Origin of the sequence: Chthonomonas calidirosea T49 (assembly GCF_000427095.1) — a bacterium.
Lineage (GTDB): Bacteria > Armatimonadota > Chthonomonadetes > Chthonomonadales > Chthonomonadaceae > Chthonomonas > Chthonomonas calidirosea.
The window spans coordinates 1,350,252-1,369,466 of record NC_021487.1; the positions used below are offsets into that span (position 1 = coordinate 1,350,252).

14 protein-coding genes are annotated in these 19,215 nt (G+C 55.1%); 8 read left to right on the forward strand and 6 right to left on the reverse strand.

All coding sequences use genetic code 11. The features are described 5' to 3' along the window. The first annotated feature begins 52 nt into the window (after positions 1 to 52). Positions 53 to 1,720, forward strand: coding sequence for a Ppx/GppA phosphatase family protein (locus CCALI_RS05700; protein WP_016482520.1), 1,668 nt, complete (start codon positions 53 to 55; stop codon positions 1,718 to 1,720). Here CCALI_RS05700 and CCALI_RS14950 read toward each other — a convergent pair. After that, positions 1,650 to 2,300 carry a helix-turn-helix domain-containing protein gene (locus CCALI_RS14950; RefSeq protein ID WP_052572338.1) on the reverse strand — a complete coding sequence of 217 codons (651 nt, stop codon included), beginning with the start codon at positions 2,298 to 2,300 and terminating at the stop codon, positions 1,650 to 1,652. The two genes, CCALI_RS05700 and CCALI_RS14950, sit on opposite strands and share 71 nt — an antisense overlap. Continuing rightward, entirely contained in the window at positions 2,273 to 3,187 is a 915-nt protein-coding gene (locus CCALI_RS14955) for a DnaA ATPase domain-containing protein (RefSeq protein ID WP_016482522.1), read from the reverse strand. Before CCALI_RS14955 ends, CCALI_RS14950 begins: the two co-directional genes overlap by 28 nt. A 345-nt stretch (positions 3,188 to 3,532) precedes the next feature. Between CCALI_RS14955 and CCALI_RS05710 the strand changes: the two genes are divergently transcribed. The 4 genes from CCALI_RS05710 (at position 3,533) to CCALI_RS05725 (ending at position 7,544) form a co-directional block, all read left to right on the forward strand. Continuing rightward, a complete protein-coding gene (locus CCALI_RS05710; protein ID WP_016482523.1) occupies positions 3,533 to 4,480 on the forward strand; it encodes an alpha/beta hydrolase in 948 nt (315 codons plus the stop codon). 17 nt (positions 4,481 to 4,497) lie between these two features. Next, on the forward strand, positions 4,498 to 5,190 hold the full coding sequence (locus CCALI_RS05715; RefSeq protein ID WP_016482524.1) for a thymidine kinase: 693 nt from the start codon (positions 4,498 to 4,500) through the stop codon (positions 5,188 to 5,190). A 71-nt stretch (positions 5,191 to 5,261) separates the two neighbouring features. After that, positions 5,262 to 6,566, forward strand: a complete 1,305-nt coding sequence (locus tag CCALI_RS05720; RefSeq protein WP_016482525.1) for an NCS2 family permease — start codon at positions 5,262 to 5,264, stop codon at positions 6,564 to 6,566. Between the two features lie 249 nt (positions 6,567 to 6,815). Next, complete coding sequence (locus tag CCALI_RS05725) at positions 6,816 to 7,544, forward strand: phosphoadenylyl-sulfate reductase (RefSeq protein ID WP_016482526.1); 729 nt, start codon at positions 6,816 to 6,818, stop codon at positions 7,542 to 7,544. Between the two features lie 26 nt (positions 7,545 to 7,570). Here CCALI_RS05725 and CCALI_RS14960 read toward each other — a convergent pair whose 3' ends face one another. The 3 genes from CCALI_RS14960 to CCALI_RS05740 all read right to left on the reverse strand — a co-directional run bounded on the left by CCALI_RS14960 (position 7,571) and on the right by CCALI_RS05740 (position 12,664). Continuing rightward, positions 7,571 to 9,430 carry an N-acetylmuramoyl-L-alanine amidase gene (locus tag CCALI_RS14960; RefSeq protein WP_172636630.1) on the reverse strand — a complete coding sequence of 620 codons (1,860 nt, stop codon included), beginning with the start codon at positions 9,428 to 9,430 and terminating at the stop codon, positions 7,571 to 7,573. A 278-nt stretch (positions 9,431 to 9,708) separates the two neighbouring features. Continuing rightward, entirely contained in the window at positions 9,709 to 10,137 is a 429-nt protein-coding gene (locus tag CCALI_RS05735; protein WP_016482528.1) for a hypothetical protein, read from the reverse strand. 106 nt (positions 10,138 to 10,243) lie between these two features. Further along, entirely contained in the window at positions 10,244 to 12,664 is a 2,421-nt protein-coding gene (locus CCALI_RS05740) for a DUF6600 domain-containing protein (RefSeq protein ID WP_016482529.1), read from the reverse strand. A 263-nt stretch (positions 12,665 to 12,927) separates the two neighbouring features. Here CCALI_RS05740 and CCALI_RS05745 point away from each other — a divergent pair, with 263 nt between their 5' ends. From CCALI_RS05745 to CCALI_RS05755, 3 genes are read left to right on the forward strand one after another with little or no spacing between them, the layout of a single operon-like run. Beyond that, entirely contained in the window at positions 12,928 to 13,938 is a 1,011-nt protein-coding gene (locus CCALI_RS05745; protein WP_016482530.1) for a YncE family protein, read from the forward strand. Between the two features lie 59 nt (positions 13,939 to 13,997). Continuing rightward, complete coding sequence (locus tag CCALI_RS05750) at positions 13,998 to 14,663, forward strand: response regulator transcription factor (RefSeq protein ID WP_016482531.1); 666 nt, start codon at positions 13,998 to 14,000, stop codon at positions 14,661 to 14,663. A 3-nt stretch (positions 14,664 to 14,666) separates the two neighbouring features. After that, positions 14,667 to 15,977, forward strand: a complete 1,311-nt coding sequence (locus tag CCALI_RS05755) for an ATP-binding protein (RefSeq protein ID WP_016482532.1) — start codon at positions 14,667 to 14,669, stop codon at positions 15,975 to 15,977. Here CCALI_RS05755 and CCALI_RS05760 read toward each other — a convergent pair. Then, positions 15,951 to 19,157, reverse strand: coding sequence for a PD-(D/E)XK nuclease family protein (locus tag CCALI_RS05760; protein ID WP_016482533.1), 3,207 nt, complete (start codon positions 19,155 to 19,157; stop codon positions 15,951 to 15,953). The genes CCALI_RS05755 and CCALI_RS05760 overlap by 27 nt on opposite strands. Positions 19,158 to 19,215 lie beyond the last annotated feature (58 nt).

Genomic DNA, 19,215 nt, shown 5'->3' on the forward strand with positions numbered 1-19,215 from the left:
AGGCAGGGCATGAGCTATCGTTTCCGGAGCGCGGGCAGGTAGAATCTTTCGTATGAGCCATGTTTTCGCAGCGATAGATATCGGTACCAACTCCATTCGCTTGGCTGTTGTACGCATTGAAGACGATAACCATATTACCACCCTTGCCCAACATCGGGAGATGGTGCGCTTAGGTGAGGGCGAATTCGCCACCCATCGTATGACGCCGGAGGCAATCGCCCGAGGGGCTTTGGTGTGCGCGCGGTTCGCCGATGTGGCGCGCGGCTTTGGCGCCGATGAGATTGTCGCCTTTGCCACTGCCGCGGTACGAGAGGCCGAAAACAGAGAAGAGTTTATCGAGCGGGTACGTCGTGAGGCCGGAATTGAGGTACGCGTGATATCCGGGCCGGAGGAAGCACGCCTGATATGGTTGGGGGTCTCCAGCGGCATCGAGCTAGGCTCCAATCGGGCTTTGCTGATTGACATTGGCGGGGGAAGCACGGAAGTGATCGTGGGCACCTCGGAGGGGTATGAGGTTTTAGAGAGCATGAAGCTGGGTGCTATCCGGCTCTCTAACCTCTTTTTCGACACACCCGACCCGATAAGTCCAGAGCTGTTTGCCAAAGTGCAGGCCCATGTACGAGCCGTTGCAAACCCGGTAGCGCGTCGCGTGCAACAAGCCGGATTCGATATCGTTTTGGGCAGCGCCGGAACCATCAACTGTTTGGGACAGGTGGTGGCGAACTACACCGGCCATGCAGAGGCCTCCCCAAGGCCGACGCCCTCTCCCTCGTTGCGTGGAGGCATTACCTTTCGTACAGCGGACCTGCGTCAGGTAGTGAAGCTGCTCTGCCGTTTGCCTCTTGAGGAACGCCGCCAGGTTCCTGGTATGGATCCCACCCGCGCCGACATCATTCTCGGTGGCGCCGCCATTCTGCTGACTTTTTTGGAACAGGTGGAGGCAGAGCGCATCACCACCAGTGAACGGGGGCTGCGTGAGGGCATTCTTGTGGATCATCTTCTGCGTCAAGAGGGAACGCGCGAGCAGTTTCAAGCGCTTTCAGTACGGCGCCGATCCATCCTTCAGTTGGCGCGAGCCTGCAACTATGAAGCCGATCACGCTCATCACACGGCCTTTCTGGCACTGCGTCTCTTCGACGAACTGCATCAACTCGGCGAGCACACCTACGGCAATACCTCGCGTGAGCTCCTAGAGTACGCGGCTATCTTACACGACATCGGTACCTTTCTCTCTCACTCTAATCACCAGCGCCATGCCTACTACATTATCCGTAACTCCGATCTGCTAGGTTTCGACGACACCGAGATAGATATCATCGCCAACGTGGCGCTCTATCACCGCAAAGGCATCCCTAAAAAGAAGCATCCCAATATGGCCGACCTGAACCGCGAGGAGCGTCGTCGTGTACGCGTTTTGGCCGCCTTACTGCGGGTAGCCGAGGGGCTGGATCGCAGCCATCTCGGCTTGGTGCGCGATATTCGACTTAGACGCGAGGAATCGCCTCGGCGCTTTATACTGACCCTGATCAGCGATGCCGAGTGCGAGCTAGAGGTTTGGGGTGTTCAAAATAACAGCGATCTTTTCGAGTACGTTTTTAAAGCCCCCCTCGTAGCTGAGGTTGTTCACCCCAATTCGATCGAGTTGGCATCTAGCGCCCCAACGAGCGCCTCAGGCGCAGAATCGCCTGGCGCAGTTCCGGATCGATCTCCTGAAGCGTAATGATGCGTTGGCACGCATAAAGAAATGTGGTGTGGTCGCGCCGCCCAAAGGCCGCTCCAATATGGCGGGCGCGTTGCTCGGGCAGCAGTTCCCGACAAAGATACATCGCCACATGGCGTGCCAGCGACACATCCTTGTTGCGATTCGTGCCCACGATCTCGGCGGCATCTACACCAAATTGGTCGGCCACCGCCTGAATGATCGCCTCCGGGGTAAGCCCTCTCGCGGGGATGGGCTTATCAATGAGATACTCTCCAAGCACGTTCTGGGCTAGCTCCACAGTGGGCGGCACCCCCATAACGGACGAGTAGGCCAGAAGACGCGTTAGCGCCCCTTCCAGCGCTCGAATGTTGGATTGGATAGCGCTGCCGATGTAGTGCAACACCTCATCGCTTACCTCAGCCCCTTCCCGCTGCCGACACATCTCTAGAATGGCGATACGTGTTTCCAAATCGGGTGGGCCGATGTCGGCAATAAGGCCGCTCTGGAAGCGGGAACGTAGCCGCTCGTCCATGGTATTGAGATCACGCGGGCTACGTTCGCTAGCGATAACTACTTGCCTCCCACTCTGATACAGCACGTTAAAAGTGTGAAAGAACTCCTCTTTGGTATGCTCCTTACCAGCAATAAACTGAATGTGTCATCCACTAGCCAAACATCTATCTCTCGATATTGACGACGAAACTCATCGGTGGCGTGCTCCTTCAGCGCGTTGATGTAGTGCTGTGCAAAGTATTCGCCGGAAACGTAGGCCACCCGCATTTTGGGGTTCGTGCGTTTGATGGCATGTGCAATGGCATGAAGCAAGTGGGTTTTGCCTAACCCAGACCCTCCATAGAGAAAGAGAGGATTGTAGACGGCACCCGGGCGCTCCGCCACATTCATCGCGCCCGCAAAGGCCAGGCGGTTAGAACGCCCCACCACAAACGTCTCAAAGGTGAATCGCTCGTTGAGAGGCAGGCCCGGAAGCGCCGGCACTGCACCTTTAGAGCCCGATCGGGAACCCGAAGATTTAGGGGTCACGCGTGGCGGTGTGGTAGAGGGCTTTACCGACATAGTAGATGCCGCCTCGGTAGCTCCGGCATCTTCCCCCTCGTCCAAAGGCAGTTTTGGCTGCAAGACCCTCTTCGCATCCGAAGCGTCCTTACGCCCCGATGCCGCACCAGGAATGGACGTTTCACGCGGCATGACCACGATCTTCACCTGCAACCCGCTCGTGTTGAGGTGAAACTCGAGGGCACTCCGAATGGCGTTAGCCGCTCGGCTCTCTAACCACTCTCTCGCAAAAGGATTGGCGACACCAAGGGTCACCACGTTGCCCGTATAGCTTAAAGGGCGTGTGTCGCTCAGAAAACTATTAAACGTTACTGGGCTTACCTTTGTGGAGAGCAGAGCCAGGCAAAGGTCCCATACCTGGAGCAGCGTCTGCGTGCGGTCTTCCTCTCCGAATTCGAGCTCTCCGCTCACTCGCTGCCTCCGTAACCGAGGCCCGCTTCCGGCGGGCATGAAGGGTAGTTAAAGTGATCTATGAAGGAGGGGACGCGACTGTTTGCGCCCACAACGCGCCGATTATAGCAAATTCCAAGCCGTCTCCGCAAGCAGAACAGCGTCTGCTTTTTTGGGATTCAGAGAGATTTTTTTGATAGAATAGATATTAATGAGCTCGCTTTTATGGCCTCAATAAACGATGGTTGCACGGGATAATCTCCTAAGGGAGATTGCCACAATAAACCCTATGGTCAGCTGGAGCGATCGCGCACATCAGCGCTCTCGACCTTTTCTTCAGCGTCATAGGCGAAATTCAAAGGGACTATGCGTTATACTATAGGCATGTCGAGCCGTCAGCCTGAACCGCGCGAAACCATCCGCCCAAAACGTTTTTTTCACCCAACCTATTTCGGCCTAGGCTTGCTCGCCGGCGGCCTCCTTTGGGGAGGTCTTGCCGCCAGCTACGCCTATATCGCCACACACCCGCCTCGCATCCCCGTCCTCCTACCTAAAGACGCGCAAAGCCTCGGGCTAGAGGAGGTCACCTTTCTCTCGCGCGATGGCATTGCCCTAAGTGGTTGGTTTTTACCGGCCAAAGGCAATGCGATCGGTGGGGTCGTCCTCTGCCACGGGCATCTCTTTAATCGCATGGAGATGCTCTATTGGGCACGACTTCTGAGAGAGGCTGGTTTCCACACACTTCTGTTTGATTTCCGCAAATCGGGAAGAAGTGGGGGGCATGTCTGTACGGTCGGTTATCTGGAAACGAACGATCTGCTTGGAGCGGTAGACTACTTTGCCGCCCGTCCAGAGATGCAGGGGCTTCACGTCGGCGTTTACGGGCACTCCATGGGCGGTTCTGTAGCGTTAATGGCCGCGGCGGAAGATACTCGCTTGGCAGCTGTTGTTACCCACGGAGCCTTCGCCACGCTTGAACGTGCCGTCGTTCGACGCGGGCGCCTGCTTTTTGGCCCTCTCGGCACGCTTATTACCCCGCTAGCCATCCGCATTGGCCAACGGTGGATCCCCATCTCTCCTCAAGAGGTTTCGGCGTTAAAGGCCATTGGCAGCATCGCTCCCCGTCCTGTTCTCCTGTTTCACGGGCAACACGATCGCATCGTTCCCGTCAAAGATGCTTACGATCTCTATGCAGCTGCATGTCCTCCACGCACGTTGCATGTGCTGCCGAAATCCGGGCATGTCTGGATCGCTCCAGAAGAGCTGCCCGAGTACGACCATCTGCTAGTACAGTTCTTCAAAACCCATCTCTGAAGGCGTGGAGAAAAGCGATGCCTACGCGCACCAAACAGCCCGGCTCTATCACGGTTATCTGCGGGTGTATGTTCTCAGGAAAAACTGACGAGCTCATTCGGCTTGTACGGCGAGCCCTCTACGCCCGCAAACGGGTACAGGTTTTTAAATCGGCCCTCGATACGCGCACCGATAACACCGTTATCAGCACCCATGACGGCGTACGTTTTCAGGCCATTGCCGTGCCCGATGCCCGTACCCTCGAGGCGCTTCTAGACCCACGCGTCCATGTGGTGGGCATTGAAGAGGTTCAATTCTTCGACGAGGCCATTGTTCCCCTCTGTCAGCGTCTCGCCGATCGAGGCACAGAGGTGATTGTAGCCGGCCTCGATCAGGATTTTCGTGGCATGCCCTTCGGCGTTATGCCCACCCTCCTGGCGCTCGCCGAGAACGTTATCAAGCTGCACGCTATCTGCAAGGTCTGTGGCGGAGAGGCCACCCGCACACAGCGCCTCGTGAACGGACGCCCCGCATCCTGGAACGAACCCACCATTCTTATCGGAGCAGAGGAGACCTACGAGGCGCGCTGCCGCCGTTGCCATCGCGTGCGCAACGCCCCCATCCACAGCGCCCGTGGTACCCACCCTATGCCTCCTACCCGCACCCCAGAAGTTACCGATCCTCGTCAACTCGAAATGTTTATGGAGCCGGAGGTAGACAACGAAGGCTAGCCATAACCACCTAGAGGAGGATGGTCGCCTTCGAGCCATCCTCTTACTTGTTGACAGAAAAGGAGAGAGAAATGCTTGAAAAACAATTTACCCTGGCAGCACGTCATACCAACATCCGTACAGAGGTGGCTGCCGGCTTCACCACTTTTATGACGATGGCCTACATCCTCTTCGTGAACCCCTCCATTCTCTCCAATATTCCGGGCCTAGAGCATAGTGCACCCGCATTGGCAGCCGCAACGGCTCTTACTGCCGCCGTTCCTACCCTGCTTATGGCATTGCTAACAAATACGCCCTATGCCTTAGCGCCTGGCATGGGGCTCAACGGTGTGCTTACCTTCGATGTCTGTTTGCAACATCGCGTACCTTGGCAAACCGCTATGGGCGTCGTGGTGATTGAGGGGGCGATCATCGCGGTGCTTGCGCTTACGCGGGCTCGTGAGGCCATTATGAACGCCATCCCTATGGGATTAAAAAGAGCGATAGCTGTGGGCATCGGTCTGTTCATCACCCTTCTAGGCATGGTGAACGCCGGCCTCGTAAAGGCGAATACCGCCGATGCCCCTCTCACCTACGGCTCGTTTCACCACAAAGAGGTGCTTGTGGCCAGCATTGGGCTGGCTATGACCCTTCTCTTTGTGGCCTTTCGCTGGCGGGCGGCGCTGCTGTTGGGCATTCTCTGCACCACTATCGTTGCCCTTTTCGCAAAAGTAGCCCATCTCCCTCCCGCCCACCAGCTGCTTCAACTGCCTCAGTTCACCACCCTAGGGCGCGCAGATGTGCTTGGCGCTTTGCATCCGGCCCTTTGGTCCACCATTTTGGCCTTTGTCATGAGCGATTTCTTCGATGCCATGGGCACCATCCTTGGCGTAGGGCAACAGGCGAACCTTGTAGATGCGGCAGGACGTCTGCCTCGTCTCCGTGAAATTCTGTTCGTGGATGGGTTTGCCGCCCTCTGGGGTGGCTTCTGTGGTGCATCGAGCGCAACCACCTACATAGAGAGCGCCAGTGGCGTGGCCGTGGGCGGTCGTACCGGCCTGACCTCCCTCGTCGTTGGCTGTCTCTTTCTGCTCGCACTGTTTTTCTCACCCCTAGTCACCATCGTACCAGCACAGGCCACCGCACCGGCTCTTATCATTGTGGGATTTCTTATGCTATCGAGCGTCCGTGACATCGAATTTCATCGGTTGGAGGAGGGTTTTCCGGCATTCATTACCATCGTCACTATCCCATTTACTTACTCCATCGCCCGTGGAATCGGCTTAGGCTTTCTCTCCTACCTGCTCGTTATGCTGGCACAACGACGCTGGCGTGAGATAAACCCCCTTCTGGTGATCGTCTCGGCGCTTTTCGTTCTCTCCTTTTGGTTAAGTTGACGGCTTAGTGAGTCTGTTCAGAGGGGCAGGACTCTCACTGCAACGTTGATGTGCCGTTGTTTTACCTTCAAACGAGGTCTAGAATGGCTGCCAGTCAAGGGTTGTGATGACTCCCTTTTCGGTAGGCTCCTCACTTGTTTGACTTGACAAGATTTTTTGGGAACTTGTTGACATAGGGAGCGTATTTCTGATATACTTCATATACTTAGTTAGTTTATCAAATTAGTCAGATTTAGAAAGAGGAGAACGATGACCCTGCCACCACCAAGCCGTGAAGCTCTTACAGCCTTGAGTAACTGCCTCGAAGAGCATTCACCTCAAGAGATTCTGGCCTGGGCGGTCAAAATCTACGGAGAGAGGCTGGCTATGGCCACCGCCTTTGGTGCAGAAGGTTGTGTTCTCTTAGACATGCTGGCGCAACTCGGCCCCCTTGCGAAACTTCCTTTTATCTTCAATCTTGAAACCGGCTACCAGTTTCCAGAAACGCTGGCTTTGAGAGAGCGTATTCAAGAGCGCTACGGTCTCACCGTTCATTTCGTGCGTCCTAAAGAGACCGTCGAACAGATGGAGGCTCGCTTTGGCGGCCCGATCTATCACACCAACCCCGACGAGTGCTGCCGTCTAAGGAAAATTGTTCCCCTCCGCAAGGTACTCAAAGACTTCGATGCGTGGGTAAGCGCTATCCGCCGCGATCAAACCCCCGACCGTGCTCAGGCCGGTATTGTAGAATGGGACTCCAAATTCGGCCTGGTCAAAATAAGCCCGCTGGCAAATTGGACTCGAGAGGATGTCTGGGCTTATATCCGTACCCACAACGTACCCTACAACCCCCTCCATGATCGCGGTTACCCCTCTATAGGCTGCTGGCCCTGTACACGCCCCGTGCGCGAAGGGGAGGACGAACGTGCAGGACGTTGGGCTGGATTTCAAAAAACGGAGTGCGGCCTCCATAGTCGCCGCACCGTACGGAGCTCTTAGAAAAAGTCTTCTACATTGCAACCGGCCTATCTGTCTGCAGGCAGCAACAGAGCTGTCTGCGGATGCCCTTCAATATAGAGGCGTAACCCTCGACAGATGGCTTCGGCCACCTTTTCTTGGAAATTTGGGTCTATGAGTTTGCGCCGATCCACCGGATTATCAATATAGGCCACCTCAATGAGAATGGCGGGCATCTGACTTTCGCGTAGCACAGCCAGCCCATGCTGGTAGAGGCTGCTATCGGAGCGGGCTCCACGGCTAGGCAAGCCTGTTACGGCCGCCACAGCCTGTTGTACACAGTTGGCTAACGCCCTGCTACTTGGGTCTTCCATATGGTAGTAGGTAGTGGTACCGGACGCCTCACCAGGATGGCTACAAGCGTCATTGTGAATGCTGATAAAAAAGTCCGCATGAATAGAGTTCGCTAGGGCCGGCCGTGCAGAGAGGTCTACGTCCCTATCTCTATCTCGCGTCATCACCACACGTGCACCACACGCCTCTAAAACCCGTCGCAACTTGAGTGCAATCGCCAAGGTGATGTTCTTTTCAGCGTAACCGCCCGCCGTCGCCCCCGTCGCGGAACCGCCATGCCCTGGGTCTAAAACAATCAGCTTATCTGCCAAAACGCCGGTTGCGTTGCGTGGTAGACGCAGGCGCAAAACCACCTGATCGGTGCGTGGATCAAGCACAAACCCGTCGTAGCGCGGAGTACGCAACCGAATGCGCACCACAGGAGGCGTCTGATCCAGCGCAATCGCCTGCACTTCGGTCAATAGAGGATGCTGAAAGCTTTGGTCGGCTTGGGTCGAATCGGTCAGTGCCAGAACGGCACCGGGCAAGTCTAGCTGCAATCCACCGTCTGTTGTATAACGAATGGAGGGCTGCAAAGGCCCAGTTGTAAATATACGAAGCGTGGCGTTTTGATCGTTGTCTGGTTCAAATACGATGCGTTGAATCTGAACAAACTTTGTGGCCGAAGGGGCGTTCGGACTTGCGGGATTGTTCCCTTCTCCCGACTCCCCATTGGTCGTCTCCGTCGGGTTTGCCGCAGCATTGGCGCCCAATGCGCCGGAAGGCGATGTGGTCGTTACTGTCGTCTCTCCACCTGGTGTCGTTGGCATTTGTAGCCCGCCGGAGCCTTGCGATTTCCCTGTTGTATCGGCTTTTGATGCTATAGCAGCCATCTTTGCAGCCCCCTTCGGATCTTTCCACAGCACCACAATAACCTGCCCTTCGGCATCGGCCTGTCCATCGCCTATACGAACCCGCAAGCTCAAGGGCAGATTCACTGCCACGCGCACCACGTCGGGCTTGAACTGCCCTACACGCAAGTTTTGTGTCTGTGGATCGTCGTCGGGCAGGGTCTGATTGGGCTCATCAGAGGATAGTTTTGCGCCAAGACAGTCCACATAGCCTACACGCTGTCCATCCTCATCTATCATGCGCACCTGGTAGGGTACGGGGAAAGAGGTAGTAAAGCGTATCGCTCCCTGCTGTAGACGCACATCGGTGACGCGTGCCAACAGGTAAACTTCGTCGAAACTCGTCGCCTTCGGCGTACGATTGTCATGGCTATCCACCGTGAGGATATCCGCGGGAAGCAGACGTGCTAAGTCGGAGAGCGCCAGCATAGGCTTCCCTTCCGGTCGTGCAACGGCAAGCTCAGCCTCCTGCATAGGATGCCCATAGGTGATCTCTACGGCATCTCCCCGTTTGTTGAGATGTCCCTGGGCCCCAACCATCCCAAGGATATCGAGCGGAACGAAGGTTTCGTTGCCGTCGGTTAGCGGCGAACTCGAAGCCTCTAACGGCTTATCTCCCACAAAAACGCGGACGGGGCGTAGCGTGCTATCCGCTTTCGCTTGTCTCCAAGACAGACAAAACATGCTCCCTAAAACGCAGATAAGAAGCGCGATCTGAGGCCTTATGAAGCAGCTATTAACGAAAGGGCTTTTCCGAAGCATGGCCTTTCCCTCACTTGCTAGGATTTTTGCCTGAACGACCGAAGACGCATACATTTGGGCGTTTGTGCTCTATATTCCTACATTTTCGGAAAGATTCCTACCCACTCTAGAACGGTGTCCAGAGGAATGCCGAAAAACAGTACGGCAGACCCGGCTGAGGGCCTGCCGTTTATAAAGAGACAGTTGATAGACCGTAGAAGTTACAACTTGATGTCGAGTAGGCCGCTTATGCCCACGCCGGGTATGCGCCGGATGTTCTTTATGCTTTTGGTCTCTACAGGAACAAGCCCTCGAATACGCAGCCCAATCGAACTGAAACGCCCCTCAAACTGCACAACGGCCTGGACTTTGTTCACGGCAGAGCGTGGCCCCATCACCTGCACACCGCCCACTTCGGTACCGTCGCCGGCAGAAATAACCGGCACAACCTTTGTTGCGTAATTGGGGTTGTTTTGGGGTGTGCGTGTAAGATGATCGATCGCACTGTTGATCTGTGGCCCGAATTTGCTGATGACAAACGCCACCCCGCCCGCCTTCAGCAAGGAACCGAGAATGTCGGCACTGACCATGCCTGCGGAGAAGCAGAGCAACACCAGCATGATGGTGGCTTTATTGACCTGGCGTTTCATACTTTCTTTTACCTCCTGTTTCATCCTCCTACCGTTCCGATAGAAGCATCGCTACTTAGTGTAGCACATTATCTCCTGCTTTTTTGTCAGCAATACCACCCTCAGGTTAACGCTTTGGGCGATCTCGTGACGTGCTGGAGCCACCACTCGCATGGTTTCCTCCGCCACTGGGGCTGCTCGGCGCTACATGGGGCGCGGGCGGAGGCGACGGTGCATGATAGACAGGGGGCGATGGCGCAGGCGGTGGCACGTAGGGGGCCTCTCGTCGCGGCGGCACAGCCGGCGGGTTCCACGTTGGCTGAACTGGATGTGGTGTGTATGTCGGCAAGCCACGATCATCATGGAACTGCGATGGAGTATAAGGAAGCATTTGTGGCGGAGCGCCGCGCTCTACGGGTTGCTGTGACCGGTTCCCAGGCCACTGCGGGCTGGGAGTAAAGCGCGGTGTGGGCGCAGTGGGACTGCTCAGCCTATTATTCGGGGACGTCCCTACACTGGGTCGGTCACGACGCTCTGAAGGCAAGAAGGGTCGCTGAAACTGTCCATTTTGAATCGGCTGGCTCGGTGTAAAGCCTAGCTCACGCCTTGCCAAAGCCGCGGCATCGGCCGCTCTGTTCTCGTTCGTTCCATAATTACCTACCCGACCTGGTGCCCGACGATCGGTAAGATAGGATGGGGACAATGGTCTTACTCGAGATGTTATTTCCGAAGGCGGCATCGTCGTTCCGTTCACCGCGGGGCTAGACGCTCGTACGCCGAAGTCCCTTGAACGCGATGGGGAGAACTCCGACAGATCAGAGCCGCTACGATACGAACGAACGAGTGGTGGTAGAACATGCGAGGGGTTTGTGGGTGTCGTCTGCTCGATACCGACACGCCCTCGCACCGAGGCCGTCGGAGCATGAAATACCGCACGTGTCTGCAAAGCTGATGGAGGTGTAACAAGCGGTACCCGTGAGCGCACAGGGATGAAAGAGAGCGGTGTTGGAAGCACGCTTGGCGGGCCGGCAATCGGTTCTACACTTTGATTGGTCTCTGGTGCTTGGCCCCTGGCGAAGAGATCGGCCTCTGAAGGCGGCAGCGGATGATAGGCACTTGCTTCACGGAAGGTGGCGAGGGTGGCATAGGTGGCTCCAGGCGCTCGGCGCGCGTTGCGCGGGACAAAGAGCACACTGCCTCGATTCAGATGCGTTGCCGCGTAGTACTCTGTTGTCTGCTGGAACCGCTGAAACGCCGTTAAGGGAACACCAGGAGGTGCTTCATTGATATTCGTTACATTGTTAATGTAGGTCACCTGATTCACATACACCGTATCGAAAGGTCGTGGCACACAGTAAGAGGAGGCTACGGGGTAGTAGACGGCTGCTTGTGCAATCGAGAAGTAGGCAGCCCAATCCCCATGAGCAAACGCAATGGTGAGCGTGCTCGGATAGCGAACCTCTTCAGGAGCCAACGGTGCCCAGATCACGCGGTCTTCACAGACGCTGAAATCCACCACGGCTGGCTGCCAGTATTGACAAGCAGGGCCTGGCACCCATGCCCAACCAAACGGCTCATAAACCCAGGTACCGTAGTGATAGGGTGCCCAGCCCCACGGCTCATCGGAGACCCACGTCCAACCAAAAGGCACTACCCATACCCAGTGGCCATCGCAATAGGGGCGCCAGTCCGCCCGGGTAATGTGAGGGCACCAAACGTAGCCGTAATTGGGGGTATAGCGCCAATCGCCGTAGTCGTCCAAATCGCCAGCCACCAAGCCGATGTTAGGTGGCAGATGCTGGGTACCATACAGCATTACCCGATCACGATGATCGTTCCAAAGGTCCCACTCATCTTCGGGAGGCGCAGGGTGAACGTTGTACGGGCTATCTATACTTCGGAGAAAAACGTAGTCGCCTGCCCGTAGTTCCGCCTCCCCTTGCTCTCCATCCAGCACGGCGCGTCCCTCCTGCACACAAACCTCCACGCCATCTCCTACCCCGACGCGCACACGTGCCTTTTCGTTGACTTTAATCGAGGCATCCGGCGTATCTATCTGATAGATGGAGTAGGCGTGGCGCGTTACCATGGTGGCCAATCCATTGGTTAAAATGATCTGTGTAAACTCCCCTTGGGAATCGCTGTAGAGCGTCTGCAAGGTCGCAAGAGCACCCCCTCCCAACCTCAATAGGCTGCCGTCATCAAACTGAATCTCTGCACGGCCTCCATCCGTCACCCATACCTGTGCCCCTTGCCTAATCGGCAGATTCACCGAGGCATAACTCCAATCAGCAGAGGTGCTAGGACGCCACGTTACGTTGCCTTCCACGTAAGAGAAGCGCGCTAGGCGCACAGCCCCCGCTTCATTCTGCTGGGACGGAGACAGTGTAGTCTCAGAAGGAGTAGAAGGGGTAAAAGTGCTTGAGCCGTTCTCTTGAATGCGATATCCTTGGCCATCATCCTGAGCAAACCCCACACGACTCAGCAGCGTGAATGCCACAGCCATCAACAGCGTGATCACCGTCATAAAGTAGCATCTCTTTCGCATCTCTCTTCACCTCTTCGACCTTTCGGCCGATCTCTCCTGATAAGTTATCCAATAATAATGTGCGCAACCTATTATCATTAGCGTTCAGCGTGGCACATCGGCGCCCTTTTCTCCGTATTTCGATTTGAAGTCGGAGATTGAACACCGCCTGTCAAATGCGACCTCATCGAGAGCGCCTATTTACAATGTTTGTAATAAAAGAACGAACAGCGCGCTTTAATGTGACGACACTCTGGCTATAATATCGGGGAGGAGCTTCTCTCATGGGAAAATTTTTAAGAACCTGCTTCCATCTTGTCGGTTGGTTAATTACCGCAGGCCTTGTCGGCAACTGCATTCCCATCCCATCTAAACTCCCGCTTACGTGGGTTGCCGACATCCCTCTGCCTGGAGGAACGAGCCGATTCGATTACGAGAGTCTCGATCCCGTCCACCATCTCCTTTTCATCGCACATTTGGGAGCGGATAGTGTTGTGGTTTTTAATACCCAAAAACGCAAAGTAGTTGCGGTTATCCCTAATCTACCCTCTGTTCACGGTGTCCTTGTTGTTCCCTCCATCAAACGCATTTATGCTTCAGCCACCGGTGAAAATAGGGTAGCTGCCATTGACGAAGGCTCTCTACACATTCTTGCACGCATTCCAACCGGAAACTACCCAGACGGCATGGCCTACGATCCGTTGAACAAAAAGCTCTATGTATCTGACGAATTTGGGCGCACTGAAACCGTCATAGATACGCAGACGAATCGCCGTTTGAAGACCATCCCGCTTGGAGGCGAGGCAGGAAACAGCCAATACAATCCAATTGACCACCGCATCTATGTGGACGTGCAAACGTTGAACCAGCTCGTTGCGATAGATCCTGGCACGGATACAATTGCTGCTCGCTACCCTATTCCGCCTACCTGCGAGCGCGATCACAGTTTGCTCATCGCGCCGGCTCAGATGCTGGCCTTTGTCGCTTGTGAGGGCAATGCAAAGCTTGCTGTTTTCTCTTTAAAGACCATGCGTTTTCTGCCGTCGGTATTTACGGTGGGCCAAGACCCTGATGTTCTTGCATTTGACCCATCGCTCCATCGCCTTTATGTGGCAAGCGAAAGTGGCGTGCTTGCCGTTTTTCAGGTAGAAGGCGCCGTGCTGCACAAGCTTGGCCAAGCGTATCTGGCGTACCGTGCCCATAGTGTGGCGGTAGACCCACAAACTCAGGAAGTCTACCTACCGTTGCAGAATGTAAAAGGTCATGCTGTACTGCGCATCCTTCGTGAGAATTGAACAAAGATATCAAAAGAAAGGTATAAAACCTTGAATACAAAACGCACGAGGCTGCGCCGATGAATATACTGATCGTAGAGGACGATAAGAGCGTCGCCCGCTTTCTACAGCAAGCCCTTACTGAGGCCGGCTATACCACACAGGTTGTCGAAGATGGGGAGACTGCACTCCACTTGGCCGTGAGCATCGCCTTCGATCTTATCCTTCTCGACGTCATGCTGCCCCGCAAGGATGGCTTTGCCCTTTGTAAGGAGTTGCGGGCGGCCTCGGTTACCACCCCCATCCTCATCATCACCGCTCGTGACACGCTAGAAGACAAAATTGAAGGGCTTGATAGCGGTGCCGATGACTACATCGTTAAACCTTGCCAGATAGGTGAACTGTTGGCAAGAGTACGCGCACTTCTACGGCGCGGTACCTCTAGCCCACCGGTGCTTCGCGTTGCCGATCTCACTTTAGACCCGGCCACCCGAAAAGTCTGCCGCCAGGGAAAAACCATCCATCTCTCTATGACGGAGTTCGCCCTCCTGGAATATCTCATGCGGAATGCAGGGCGCGTGGTAACACGCTTAATGATTCTGGAACATGTCTGGCAGTACGACTTTGAAGGCAACGATAATGTGCTCGATGTCTATATTAGCTACCTGCGCAGCAAGATTGACCGTGGTTTTGCCCGCCCACTCATTCACACGGTACGTGGCGTAGGCTACCGTTTGGAGGGCTAACCCATGCTTTTTAACTCCATGCGTTGGCGCATGACCCTGGTGTTTTCCGGAGCTACAGCCATCCTTTTGCTCATTGCCTGCTACGTTACCATCCGTTACTCTCGAATCACCATGGAGCGTAGCGCCGACATTCTCCTCCAGACGGCTGCGAAAAAAGTACGACACGAGCTCGCCCACCTACAGCCAAACGAGACCACCCTCTACGAGCTTACCGAACAGGAGCGTGACCTTACAGAAGAGAATATCGCCTTGCAGATGCTGAATTCACATGGCAAACTTGTGTGGTCGTCCACCTCGCAAATGCCGGTTTGGCCTTGGGGGGATAGAGATGATTGGCGAGGAACGTCGTTTCGCTTTGGCTCCGGTACCATTGTCATTGGGCTGCCCTGGCTTAAACACGAACGATCTCAAGAGCGTTTAGAGATAACATTAATTGTGTTAAGTCTTTTTATTTTCTTTACAGTAACCGGTGGTGCTTGGCTTTTGGTAGGCCGTACGCTCTCGCCTATCGGCCGTTTGGCGGGGCAAGCACGCTCGGCATCGGTGGAACGTATGCGCGTTCATCTCACAGCTCCTTCGAAGGACGTTGAGATCGTCGAGCTTGTGGTCACTCTCAACGGCCTACTCGACCGCCTTGCCGAATCGGCGGCAGCCCGTGGGCGTTTCTATGCTGCTGTCTCTCATGAGCTGCGAACGCCTCTCCAAGCGCTTTACGGCCATCTAGAACTGGCCCTACAGCGCCCACGCAGTGAAACAGAATATCGTGTCTACGTAGAGGAGGCACTCGCTCAAACACGCCGGCTCGCCGCGCTTGTTCGTGATCTCCTTCTATTAAACCGTATTGAGATGGCTCCTACCCCCTCCAGCGAGGCCCTAGACCTTGTGGAAATCTGCGAACGCCAACTTGTCCATTATGCCTCTTTGGCGGCCAAACGCCATCTTCAACTCCATACAGAATTTCCGCCATTCCTTGAGATTATAGCCCCTACCAACCACGCCGAGATGCTGGTAAGAAACTTGGTGGAAAACGCACTTAAATACGCCAAAGAAGGTGGTCAGGTACGCATCGCCTTAAAGTCCTCTACCCCAGGCACCGATCTGGAGATTTTCAACGAGTGCACCCCTCTCGCCCCAAGCGAGTTGGAGCGTCTTACGGAACCTTTCTATCGGCCCGATAGTTCCCGAAACACGGCCACCGGCGGTAATGGACTCGGCCTCACCATCTGCAAAGCCATTGCAGATACGTGCGGCTGGAGCCTAGAGCTATGCTCCGTTCCTACCGGTTTCCTATGCCGAGTCCATTTCCCCTGTTGAACCATCATCTGCCCTTGATGCACCCGCTAACCGGTACAACGGTTCGCCATCGTGTCCCTGAGGCGTCGTGCGACAGATGTCAGAATAGGGACAAAAACGACAGTGGGTTCCCGGTCTTGCCGCCACATAGCCCTGCCGCATGGCGTTCGCATGATGGATGGCAGATTCAATGGCAGCCTGCTGCATGGCCTTATACTGCTCGTCGTTTAACGGCTGAACTTGGTCTCCTTTCTCACGCTCTGGGATCAGCTTGAATCGCTGAAAAGCTACCCTGCTTGTACGAAAGAGGCGAGTACGCGCGTTTTGGGCTGCGAAATCAATGCAGAGTCCTCCTACCTTCATCCCAAAAAGACGCTCTAGGGCTAGCATCATCAGTGGCCATCGAATCGCCTTACCGCTTGTGATATCCGACAAGGACGGGGGCGGCGCGGTTGTGTAGTCCATCAAAAAAACGAAATCGCCATTGGCTTCTCTATCTATCCGATCCACAACACCATAAAGCGCAAGCGGCTCTCCACCCTGCGGGTCGGGAATTATCAGTGGCTGTGCCGAAGAGTTCGGATCGTACATGGCCGAATTTGCATGCGGTACACCGAACGCCAGACGAAAATAGAGAGGCTGAAGGGGCAAGCACCGGCTATAAAACTGCTCCTTATCTGCAATAGCCTTTAGGAGACGCATCAGCCCCTGCCATAAGAGACGTTTACGGTGCGGCGAGATGTCGGCAACAAGATTTTGAAGCTCGGCCTTCAAAGCTTTTTCTAGAAGAGCTTCTTCAAGCGGCTGCCCATCGGCAACCGATAGTTCAGAGAAGGCACGGTATAAAACATCACGAAGCAACTTCGCTTGTAGCATAGCGAAGCTGGTTTGGATGTTTACTCTCAGTTGTAGGCGGTACTGCAGGAAGTGACGGAAGGGACAAAGCGCATAGACTTCAAGCTCGGCGAGCGAACAACGTCTTGTCTTCTCACGAATCCATGTTCGCGTTGTCTCTTCCTCTACACGCGGCAGTGGGGGCAGAAATCGGGATTCGGCCACAGCATGCAAAAGCTCGACCGCCGACAGATTCTCGGCGCACAACCGCTTCACCACCGTTTGTACCTCCGCCCTCCGCTCTTCCGAAACCGCCGGGTCGAACAGAGGCACACAGAGATTCAGGAGGCGCTCACGCCACGAGCCGGCATCTTCCGAACGCGGCGCCACATCGGCCAAACGGCGTGAGATCACATGTAGCAGCTCCGGACGAGATTCAAGCGCTTGCTTCACCTCCTCCAGATAGAAAGAGGGAAGCGTATCGGCCTCTCCACTGCTCCGCGGGTAGGAGAGAATAAGGCGTTCTGAAGGGGCTGTGACCGCTAAGTAGAACAGTAAGCGTTCTTCATTGACACGCGCCTCACGTGGTGCCAGGTAAAGACCTGTTTGTTCATACAACCGACGGCGCACAGCATCCGGTAAGAAGGGGTTCTCGGTAAGGCGACGCGGAAATAGGCGCTCTAAAAGTCCCATTACAGCTACAACACGAGGCCGCCTTTGATGAATATCATACGGCTCCGAAATCCAGACCTGGTCTTCTCCCAACCCTACTACAACCGTACTATTATGCCATGCCGAGATGAGCCTCTCGACAAAATCGCCAAAAGGCATCTGTTCCCGGTCGGTAAGATACATCATATCGGCCATGGAGTAAAGAGTTTCCATAGCCACACGGCAAGCCTCCTGGTCGCGTCTCTGTTGCAAAGGTTCACCGAGCTCAATAGCCTCTTTGAGACCGAAATCCTCAAACAGGATCTCTATCTCCTCGGCTAAATGCTGAACGCTCTGTGCCTGCAGCAACCGCTCGGATCGATTCAACATCGTATCGAGAAGTTGAGCGGAGGATGGCGCGAGATCCGGCAACAGGGCTGCCCACTCTTCTTTGCCTTGCCTTATTCCCTTCTCATTAGCAAGCAGCCTTAACCGCTCCACATCCTCATAGGACGGTTGGGTATAAGAGGACTTGAAAAACGTTAGCACGGCATCGCGAGGCCAGTCGTGTCGTACAATATCAAGAAAGGTGATGAGGCTACGTATTAGCGGATTCTCGGCAACGGGTTCGCCTCCGAAGGTACCTATGGGAACGCCATAACGCTCAAAAACGGAGACAAGAGTCGGCGCATAGGCTTGGACATTGCGCACCACCACAGCAAAATCGCTCCATTGATACTTCCCTGTGTCGTGCAGATTTTGAAAGGCACGCGCCACCATCTCCGCTTCCATATAGACATCAGGGGCATCAAAGAGGAGAATAGGCTCTAGATTCGCATCTGCCAAAGGCTTAGAGCGCGTTTCATGAAAAAGACACAGAGCTAACACATCTGCAACCGACAAGGGGGGCTGAGCCATGTTGAGAAACGTCTCACGGCACTGAAAGTCGGCCTTTAATCGCCGGATCGTCGGCTCCGCCGAAGCAAAGAGCAGAGGTCGCTCTGGATCGTAGAGCAGAGTCACTAGGAACTGCATTTGCGTAAAGCGCTCCGCCAGCATCGTCAGCAGGGTGCTTTGGGCGGGATAGAGGGAATAAAAGCCATCTAAAATCAGGGTATCGAAGCTTTCTAACCAACGTACGGGCCCCGCTTGCAAGCGCTCTTTTGCCAGTAGCAGCATGCCCTCGGCATCCTGTCGGCGATGTTGCTTTAGAAACCTCTCGTAGGCCCCATAGAGCCTTGCAAGTTCGAGAAACTTATCTGCTTCGCGCGGATTTCCCGTCTCCTCCACAGCCATTGGCCCCATGGCTTGTATGTCTTCTGGCGAAAGCCCCGAAAGCTTCCACTCTCGAATCTGTTCGAGCATGGCAGAGAGGAAGCCGTCATAAAAACGCATGGGGGCGAGGTAATCGTCCTGATAGAGCCATCTTTCGATGATATCTTGAAGGAGCAAGCGCTGAAACGAACGTCCCACCATCTCAACGCCACTACCCTCCATGAGACGACCAATGAACTCTTGCAAGGACATCACTGTGTTTGGTGATGCTTTCGCCTCCAGTAGCATAAGGGCGCGATCCGCCTGCACCTGGGTTGCTGTGATGAAAAGCGTGCGGGCCGGCTCGCTCCGATAACGTCTTACAGCATAGAGCGTCTTACCGGCGCCAGCCGGCCCGAGAACTAACTCCAGAGAGGGCCTCCTTGAACTTCGCTCAGTCATTCTATATTGGTCTCTCAAAACGGGCGCAGCGCCCTGCGCCCCACCATTGCACCTGTCC